The organism is Bartonella sp. TT67HLJMS (assembly GCF_042193375.1).
In the GTDB taxonomy this organism is placed as follows: domain Bacteria; phylum Pseudomonadota; class Alphaproteobacteria; order Rhizobiales; family Rhizobiaceae; genus Bartonella; species Bartonella grahamii.
The window spans coordinates 1-10,662 of the sequence record NZ_JBHILP010000001.1 but is presented as its reverse complement, the minus strand read 5'-3'; the positions used below and the strand labels follow the sequence as shown (position 1 = coordinate 10,662).

The following is a 10,662-nucleotide window of genomic DNA, read 5'->3' as shown; positions in this document are numbered from 1 at the left end:
CCTTAATGTCAAAGCTGGCAAAATTGCTAAAAATTCGCATGATGCGATCAATGGGGGACAAGTTAATCAAATCTCTCAAGATATAGCAAACTATTTTGGTGGTGATACCGAATTTGTCGATGGTGCTTTTGTAGGACCACAGTATAATTTATCTACAGTTTCTGCGGATGGTTCTGGAGAACAGAAAATCTTTTATAATGTTGGTTCTGCTTTGACAGGTCTTGATGCAAATGTAAAGAATGTGAATAGTCGTTTAACATATGTAGTCAATGACTTTACTCAGAAAATTGATGGTGTTTCTAAAGATTCCCTCTTGTGGAGCGAAGATGAACAAGCATTTGTTGCTCTTCATGAAGCAAATGGAGAGAAGATAGACAGCAAACTCACATTTTTGAAGGATGGAGACATTTCTGCTAATTCAACGGATGCTGTAAATGGTTCGCAGCTCTTTACGACTAATCAGAATGTTGACACTGTTACAAATAATCTGACAACAGTTTCTCAAAATATATCGAAGTATTTTGGTGGTGGTGCAGATGTGTCTAACGGTAAGGCTCCCACCTACACTATTCAGGGCAAATCACATAATGATTTTGAATCTGCTTTTAGTACTGTTGATAATTCTATCACGAATATCCAAAATCAGATTACGAATGCGACGAAAAATAGCCTTGTCAAGCAGGAGGAAAATGAAGGTACTATCACCATTGGTAAGGCAACAGGTGGTACTGAAATCAATGTTGCGAACAAATCAGGTGGTGCTCGTACAATTTCCGGTGTGAAGGCAGCAGTTAATAATGATGAAGCTGTTAATAAAGAACAACTGGATGGCCGTATAGCAGATATTAGTAACAGTATTAATAATATTAAAGAGGGAAGTGCTTTTGCAGTTCTCTACGATAAAAATACAGATGGTACTGTCAATTATAACAGTGTGTCTTTGGGCGGCAATAAGAGTCAAGGACCAGTTGCACTCCTTAATGTCAAAGCTGGCAAAATTGCTAAAAATTCGCATGATGCGATCAATGGGGGACAAGTTAATCAAATCTCTCGAGATATAGCAAACTATTTTGGTGGTGATGCCGAATTTTTCGATGGTGATTTTTGGGGACCGGAGTATAATTTATCTACAGTTTCTGCGGATGGTTCTGGAGAACAGAAAATCTTTTATAATGTTGGTGACGCTTTGAGTGGTCTTGATGCAAATGTAAAGAATGTGAATGATCATTTAACAAATGTGACAAATGATTTTACACAAAAAATCAATAATATTACACAAGAAGTTAAAGGCGACGCCTTGTTGTGGAGTAATGATGAGCAGGCGTTTGTAGCACAGCATGGAGAGGGAAGAACCAATAGCAAAATTAAGTTTCTTGCTAATGGAGATATTTCTGCTAACTCAACGGATGCTGTAAATGGTTCACAACTTTATTTGATGAGTAATCAGCTTGCTGCGTATTTTGGTGGTGGCGCTGGCTATAATAATGGACAATGGACCGCTCCTACTTTCAAGATAGCACAATTCAATAATGACGGTAGTTCTGGTGAGAAGGAGACCTATCATGACGTTGCCAATGCTTTTGATGGCGTAAGTGAGAGTATGTCCAAGATAAACAACCGCATTCAAAATGTTGAAAACAATGTTTCGTCCAATGGTTTAAATTGGAATGAGCAGAAAAAAGCCTATGACGCTAGCCATGATGGTCAACCAAGTAAGATTATCAATGTAGAAAATGGTAAAATTACAGAAGGTTCAAAAGATGCAGTCAATGGCGGACAGCTTTGGGAGACCAACGAACGTGTTAAGGGTGTTGAAAAAGATGTTAAGCATCTTACCAACAGAGTCGACAATATTTCCACGACAGTTACGGATATGGGTGAAACGGTTTTCAATATTGAAAACAGAGTTGATAATATTGAAAACACGGTTAATAATCTTTCTGATGGCGCAGTTAACTATGATAAAGATGCTGACGGTAAAAAGACCAATAAGATCACTCTAAAAGGTGGGAATGAGAGCGAACCTGTTATGATTGATAATGTTGCGGATGGTCGTATTGAACAAGGTTCGAAAGAAGCTGTAAATGGTGGTCAACTACATGACTATACCCAAGAACAGATGAAAATTGTTCTCGATGAATCGAAGCACTACACAGATCAACGGATAAATAATATCAGGATTGATGCGATTGATGATGCTGTTGATCGGGCTAACCAATATACAGATATGAAGTTTAATATTTTAAGTTATGACATTAAGAGTGTACGCAAAGAGGCAAGGCAAGCAGCAGCCGTTGGTCTAGCAGTGTCCAACCTACGTTACTTCGACGAACCAGGATCTTTGAGTGTCTCATTTGGTAGCGGCGCATGGCGTGGACAATCCGCATTTGCTCTTGGTGCTGGTTATACATCTGAAAACGGAAAAATCCGCTCTAATCTCTCTGCTACGAGTGCTGGTGGTCACTGGGGAATAGGTGGAGCAATTACTCTGAAAATAAAATAATACGAACAACGAAAACTTAACAAAATATTCACCCTTATTGATTGAAATAAGGGTGATTTTTTTTACAGATGCACAGTATTTACCCAGAGATAAGCATAATATTTGATGACGCTATAAACTTTGAGATTTTATAGAAGATTTTTCTATATTTTTGTTGAAAAAAAATCACAGTAGAATCCATATTGCTAAAAAGTTATATTTTTATGTTGCTATTTTCTTGAACAGTCTATAGTGATACAGAAATGTATATTAGTAAGACTCATTTTGATAAAATAACTTTCAAAGGGGGAATAAGTAGTGCGTAAAGATAAAAGGTACATCACAAGACCGCGCATATATCATTACATGATACTTAAAAAAGAGAAAACCTAACTAAAAGGTTGATTATTCGAGGCGAGCTAAATTTCGAACATATTACAATCCCTTTTTACTTTACTTGTTATTAACAAAAAAATGCTTTTTAATAAAACTAAAGTCTATAATTAGGAAAACACGAACAAAAACCTTTTTTAAAGAATTTTATAGTAACGACGACCAAGTAAAAAGTAAGACTAAATATGCAAGACCTCTTTTTTAGTTAGGAAAAAACAGCGCATTAAACCCCTTAGACTCTAAATGTGTCATTTTTATGACCACAAAACATAATCAAAATATAAACATTTAGGTCTCAACACAGAAAGCACAAACAAAACAAGAGTAAAGACTCAAAATGTTCACACTCTAAGCAATGATCCTCTATTATGAATTCCAAGAAGATCAATAATGCTAAAATGTGTCTTTTTTATGTTTTGGAGGTGTTTTTAAGTTTTTTCATTGGAGAGTTTGTTATGAAAAAATTATATGCCCCACAAGCAGCGAGTGAATTAAAACGTTCTCGTTTTTCTTTTGTTAAAGTTCTTTCGTTGGCTGCAGCGGCTACATTTTTATCGAATGTTGCACCTGTTTTTTCAGCAAATTCTGATTTTAGAAACACATTTCTCGAAGGTGTAAACAGTGCTGGTGTCTCTTATCCGCAAAGTATTATCTCTGTTGCTGGTTTGAATGCTTCTTCTGTTTCAAAAGACAATTATTTAACAGCACTTAATAAAGCCGGATTAGAAAAGATTAATGCTGCTGATGACTATGCAAATTTTTTAACCAGAACTCTTTTGGGGACGAGTGATGAGAGCTCTAAAATAAATGTTTTGACAACAGATAGTAGTGGCGCATGGGAAGGTGTGCAAGATATATTAAGAGTTAAGAATGTTGCACAGCTGAAGGCACCAAGAGCATTTGTAAAAGAAGATTTTAATGAGGAAAAAGAAAACGCTGACATTTCTGCACTAGCATTTGATTCTGCAATAACAAGACAACTTGTTCCTGTTAGTGATCTGCTGCGAGGCACGAGAGCTAATACAGGTGTTATGCTGGGCAATGGTGCAGAGGCAACTGATACCTCAAGTATTGCAATAGGCAAAGATGACCCAGACTGTAAAAATGTAGAAGGTACCTATGGTTGTTTTGGAGCGAAAGCGTTAGCTGAAAGAGCAATAGCTATCGGTTTATCAGCTGAAGCTAAGAATTTTCAGGGGATTGCTATTGGTGTTAATGCAAAAGTATCCGCTAACAGTAGTATTGCTATAGGTCCCTATACAAAGGCGACTGAAGGAGATATCATTGTTATGGGGAACCATGCACAGGCTACAAGAGACAATAGTATAGTCATAGGTCATAAAGCAAATTCAACGGGGAGTAGAGGTGTTGCTTTGGGCTTTAACGCTGAGACATCAGCCGTGGATACTGTTGCTATAGGTTTCATGTCTCACGCTAGTGGAAAAAGCAGTGTCGCAATAGGTGGTGAATATAATTCTGAGAGCACACACGGGCCAGATGATTATACAACCGCGAAGAGTGATTATACAACAGCTGTGGGTGCTGTTTCTAAGGCTATGGGGTTTGGTTCAACAGCTATTGGTCATCGTGCTAAGGCAGTTAATCAGCATGCCATTTCTTTTGGATTTTATTCGGAAGCACAGGGAGATGGAGCTATCGCTATCGGGGCCAATTCTTTAGTTTCGGTGAAAGATGGTATTGCTCTAGGAAGAGAGTCTGTATCCGGTAGGGATGCTGGTAGGTTTGGTTATACTCCTTTGCTGCAGGGTCCTACAAAAAACACCGAAGCGCAATGGAAAAGTACGCGGGGTGGAGTGAGTGTTGGTAATAATAGTAAGGGTATAACCAGACAAATTACAGGCGTAGCAGCTGGTTCTGAGGTTACCGATGCCGTGAATGTTAGCCAGTTAAAAGACTTAGAAGAACTTGTAAGAAAAGAAAGTTGGAAGCTATCTATTGGCGGTGATGCAGCTAAAGACGTTGGTGCGGATAGCACAATAAATTTTTCATCAGGAGGGGATAACTTCAAGATTAAGAGGGATAAGAGCGATGCAAATAAGATAATATTTGGTTTGGCTAATGATATATCACTCCATACCTTAACATTAGGAGGGAAAACAAAATTAGATGACAAGGGCTTAGTGATTACAGGTGGTCCGAAAATAACAACGGGTGGTATTGATGCTGGTAGTAAGAAGATAACAGGCATTCAAAATGGCACACTCTCCGAAGAATCAACCGAAGCGGTCAATGGTTCCCAACTTTTGGCAACAAATAATGAAATTAACGAAGTAAGAGACAGTATCCTTGTTAAGCAAGTAGCAGCGGAGAAATCTATGCGCAGTCTCCGTAATGGAGGAGAAGGTGTTATCACTATTGGTGGGGCAACTGGTGGCAATGAAATCAGTATTCTAAATAAGGATAATGGAGCTCGGAAAATTTCCGGTCTACTCGACGGGGCAATCAGTGAAACTTCAACAGACGCAGTAAATGGCTCACAGCTTCATACCCTAGGTAGCGGTGTTGCATCTTATTTTGGTGGTGGTGCTAAATATGAAGGTGGCGCATGGACCGCTCCTAACTTCACGGTCAAGACCTTCGATGCTGATGGTGGATCTAAAGATCAGAATTATAATGATGTAGCGAGTGCTTTTGCAGGAGTTGGTAGTTCTATCACGAATGTTAAAAATGATATTACCAAACAAATTAACAATGAAATTGCCAATGTAAAAGGTGATGCCTTATTGTGGAGCGAAACCGATAAAGCCTTTAATGCTATGCGCGGAGAAGGACAAAACAGTCAACATAGCAAAATTAAAGGTCTTTTAGGAGGTGATTTAACAAGCAACTCAACTGAAGCTGTAAATGGTGGTCAACTGTATGTGCTGGGTACCAATCTAGCTAATTATCTTGGTGGTGGTGCTGATTTTGGAAATGGAAACTCAGTAGGTCCAACTTTTAAGGTTAAAACTTTTCAGGAAGATGGCACAGAAGATAAACAAAGCTACCAGAATGTAGCGGAAGCGTTTGAGGGTGTTAATACTGCTGTCACGAATGTTCAGAATAAATTGACTGAACAGGTTAATAATGTGATTACCAAAGTAGAAAGCGAAAGCTTTGTTCAGCAAGACGAAACAACGCATCGTCTCACTATTGGAGCTGCAGTAGAAGGCAGTGAAATCAATATAGCCAACAAGAAGAAAGGGGATAGAATACTTTCTGGTGTGCAGGCAGCGACCAAGGATAATGAAGCTGTTAACAAAGGACAGCTTGATAAAGGTTTAAAGGATCTTTCGAACAGTCTTCAGTCTGATGAATCAGCGGTTGTTCATTATGATAAAACAGGTGATGAAAATGGCAGCATTAATTACACAAGTGTGACTTTGGGTGGTAAAGATAAGACAGCTGTAGGTCTCCATAATGTTGCTGATGGTCAGATTGCCAAGGGTTCACATGATGCAATCACGGGTGGACAGGTCAACAAAATCGGTGAGGATGTTGCCAAGTTCTTAGGTGGAGATGCTGCATTTAAAGATGGAGCTCTTACCCGGCCAACCTATAAATTATCGCACATTGCCACAGATGGTGCTGTAACAGATGGTTCGTTCCAAGGTGTTGGAGTTGCTTTTGCAGGTCTTGATAAGAATATCAAGACTGTGAACGATCGTATTAAGGAAGTCTCAGAAGGAGTTGCACAAGATTCTTTATCATGGAGCAAATCTGATAACGCCTTTGTAGCCTTGCATGGGGAAAAAGAAGGTGAGAAGACAAACAGCAAGATCACATCGCTGGCAGATGGTTCTATTGTAGCGGGTTCGAGCGATGCGATTACGGGTGGTCAGATTAATACCATAGCTGCGAGTTTAGCAAAAATTTTAGGTGGTAAAGCATCGTTTGGTGCTGATGGCACTTTTACAGTTCCCAGCTATGACTTATCGACAGTTTCTAAAGAGGGTGAGGTAACAGATAAATCGTATGAAGGTGTTGAAACCGCTTTTGCAGGTCTTGATAAGAATATCAAGACTGTGAACGATCGTATTAAGGAAGTCTCAGAAGGAGTTGCACAAGATTCTTTATCATGGAGTAATGAGAGTAACGCCTTTGTAGCCTTGCATGGGGAAAAAGAAGGTGAGAAGACAAACAGCAAGATCACGTCTCTTGCAAATGGTGATATTACTGCTAGCTCAAGTGATGCAATAACTGGTAGACAGCTTTATGATCTACAAAAACAGTTTGCTGGCTATTTTGGTGGTGGTGCTGGTTATAATGAGGAAGGCGCATGGACCGCTCCTACATTCAAGGTTAAAACAATCGATGAAGATGGCACCCCTGGAGAAGAGGATTATTCTGATGTAGCGAGTGCTTTTGCTGGAGTTGGTACTTCTATCACGAATGTTAAAAATGATATTACCAAACAAATTAACAATGAAATTGCCAATGTAAAAGGCGATAGCCTTGTTAAGAAAGAAGCAGATACAAATCTTATCACGATTGGTAAAGAAGTAGAAGGCAGTAAAATCACTATTGCCAATAAGGCTGGTGCGGCACGGACTCTTTCTGGTGTTGCTGCTGGTACTGAAGAAACTGATGCGGTGAATTTTTCGCAATTAAAAGATGTCAAAGACCAAGTAGCAGAAATTAGCTTCGTTAAACAGGATGCAGAAACGAAACACATCAATATTGGAAAAGAAACAGATGGTGATAAGATCAATATTGCCAACAACAAAAATGAAAACCGTACTCTTACAGGTATAAAGAATGGCGTACTCTCGGAAGAATCAACCGAAGCAGTCAATGGTTCCCAACTTTTTGAAACAAATAATGAAATTAACGAAGTAAGAGACAGTATCCTTGTTAAGCAAGTAGCAGAGGAGAAATCTACGCGCATTCTCCGTAATGGAGGAGAAGGTGTTGTCACTATTGGTAGGGAAACTGGTGGTAGCGAAATCAGTATTTTGAACAAAAGTAATAAAGGGCGGAAAATTTCCGGTCTACTCGACGGGGCAATCAATGAAAATTCAGACGAAGCTGTAAGAGGTTCTCAGCTTCATACATTGGGCACTGGGGTTGCTAAGTCCTTAGGTGGAGGTGCTACATTAAAAGATGGAGCGCTTACACAGCCAACCTATAAATTATCGCACATTGCTGAAGATGGTGCTGTAACAGATGGTTCGTTCCAAGGTGTTGAAACCGCTTTTGCAGGTCTTGATAAGAATATCAAGACTGTGAACGATCGTATTAAGGAAGTCTCAGAAGGAGTTGCACAAGATTCTTTATCATGGAGTAATGAGAGTAACGCCTTTGTAGCCTTGCATGGAGAAAAAGGGAAAAAAACAAATAGCAAGATCACGTCTCTTGCAGCTGGCTCTATAGTATCAGGCTCAAGTGATGCAATAACTGGTGGACAGGTTTATGATCTGCAAAAACAGTTTGCTGGCTATTTGGGTGGTGGTGCTGGTTATAATGAGGAAGGCAAATGGCAGGCTCCTACATTCAAGGTTAAAACAATAAAGGAAGATGGCACCTCTGGAGAAGGAGATTATTCTGATGTAGCGAGTGCTTTTGCAGGCGTTGGCAGTTCTTTCACGAATATTAAAAATGAGCTTAACAAAGAGATTAATAAAGTTGTAGGAGACAACCTTGTTAAGCAGGATGAAAAGACAAAGGTTATCAATATTGGTAAAGAAGCGGAAGGTACGAGCATTACTATTGCCAATAAGGCTGGTGCGGATCGGACACTTTCCGGTGTGAAAGAAGCAGCGAATGATAATGAAGCCGTTAACAAAGGACAGCTTGATAAAGGCTTGAAAGATCTTTCGAACAGTCTTCAGTCTGATGAATCAGCCGTTGTTCATTATGATAAAACAGGTGATGAAAATGGTAGCATTAATTACACAAGTGTGACTTTAGGAAAAGGTAAGGGTTCTCCAGCTGTAGGTCTCCATAATGTTGCTGATGGTAAGATTTCCAAGGATTCACATGATGCAATCACGGGTGGACAGGTTAACAAAATCGGTGAGGATGTTGCCAAGTTCTTAGGTGGAGATGCTACATTTAAAGATGGATCTCTTACACAGCCAACCTATAAATTATCGCACATTGCCACAGATGGAGGTGTAACAGAGGGTTCGTTCCAAGGTGTTGGAACTGCTTTTGCAGGTCTTGATACAAATATCAAGAATGTTAACGCTCGCATTAAGGAAGTCTCAGAAGGAGTTGCACATGATTCCTTGTTATGGAGTGATAACGCCCATGCCTTTGTCGCACAGCATGAAAAGAAGAAAGAAGAAGACGGCAAAACTGTAGTGACACAAGAAAACAGTAAGATCACATCATTGGCTGATGGTTCTATTGTGGCAGGCTCGAGTGATGCAGTAACTGGTGGACAGATTTATGATCTTCAAAAACAGTTTGCTGGCTATTTGGGTGGCGGTGCTGGTTATAATGAGAAAGGTGAATGGCAAGCTCCAAACTATAACTTATCGAATATTGATAAAGATGGTAAGGTAACAGATAAATCACATACCAATGTTGGTTCTGCCTTTAAAGGACTTGATGATAATATCAAGAATGTTAACGCTCGCATTAAGGAAGTTTCTCAAGGTGTTGCACAGGATTCTTTGGTATGGAATAAGGATGAAAAAGCCTTTACTGCCAAACATGGAGAAAAAGAGGAAAGAAAAAATAGTAAAATCACCTCTCTTGAAAATGGTGACCTTTCAGAGAAATCAACTGATGCCGTGAATGGTTCACAGCTCCATTCTACGAACACAGCCCTTGCGGAGTATTTCGGTGGCGATACTAAGTATGGGAATGGCAAATGGACGAAACCTGATTTCAAAGTTGCGCAATTTGATGCTGATGGCAAAAAAAATGACGCAAAGACTTATCATAATGTTGCTGATGCTTTTGAGGGAGTTAATAATACTTTCACGACTCTTAATGATGAAATTGTCGATGTAAGAGACAGTATTCTTGTTAAGCAAGTAGCAGAGAAGAAGTTAGCGCGCAGTCTCCGTGATGGAGGAGCCGGTCTTATCACTATTGGTAATGAAACTGGTGGTAGCGAAATCAGTGTTTTGAACAAAGAGAATGGAGGGCGGAAACTTTCCGGTCTACTGGGCGGGGCAATCAGTGAAACTTCAGACGAAGCCGTAAGTGGTTCTCAGCTTCATACCCTAGGGAGCAGTGTTGCATCTTATTTTGGTGGTAGTGCTAGTTATGAGAATGGCGCATGGGTTGCTCCTACATTCACGCTTAAAACCTACAATGCAGATGGTACGGAAGGTGATCCACAGGAGCATCATAATGTAACGGAAGCGTTTGCAGGAATTGATAAGAATTTCACAAATGTGAATAAGAATGTTCAGAACATCGTTAATGATTTTACTGAAAAAGTCACGAACATCACAGAATCTATGCAAGGCGATGCTTTGTTGTGGAATGAAAGTGAACAAGCTTTTGTAGCTAAGCATGGAGAAAAAGACGGTGATAAGACAAACAGCAAGATCACATCGTTGGCTGATGGTTCTATAGCATCAGGTTCGAGTGATGCGGTTAATGGTGGTCAGCTTCATAGCATTACAGATGATTTATCAAAGATTTTAGGTGGCGCTGTATCCTTTGATGGCAAAAACTTTAAAGGACTAAAGTATGACTTATCGGCAGTTTCTACAGACGGTAAGGTAACAGATAAATCGCATACCGATGTTGGTTCTGCCTTTAAAGGACTTGATGATAATATCAAGAATGTTAACGCTCGCATTAAGGAAGTCTCAGAAGGAGTT

At 39.6% G+C, this 10,662-nt stretch carries 2 protein-coding genes; both read left to right on the top strand.

What is annotated here, in order from left to right; translation table 11 throughout:
• Positions 1-2,503: Vomp family autotransporter (locus ACFIJQ_RS00010; RefSeq protein ID WP_375627900.1), on the top strand; the 2,503-nt coding region annotated here is incomplete at its 5' end.
• A gap of 827 nt (positions 2,504-3,330) precedes the next feature.
• The coding region (locus ACFIJQ_RS00005; RefSeq protein WP_375627898.1) for a hypothetical protein at positions 3,331-10,662 on the top strand (7,332 nt) is incomplete at its 3' end.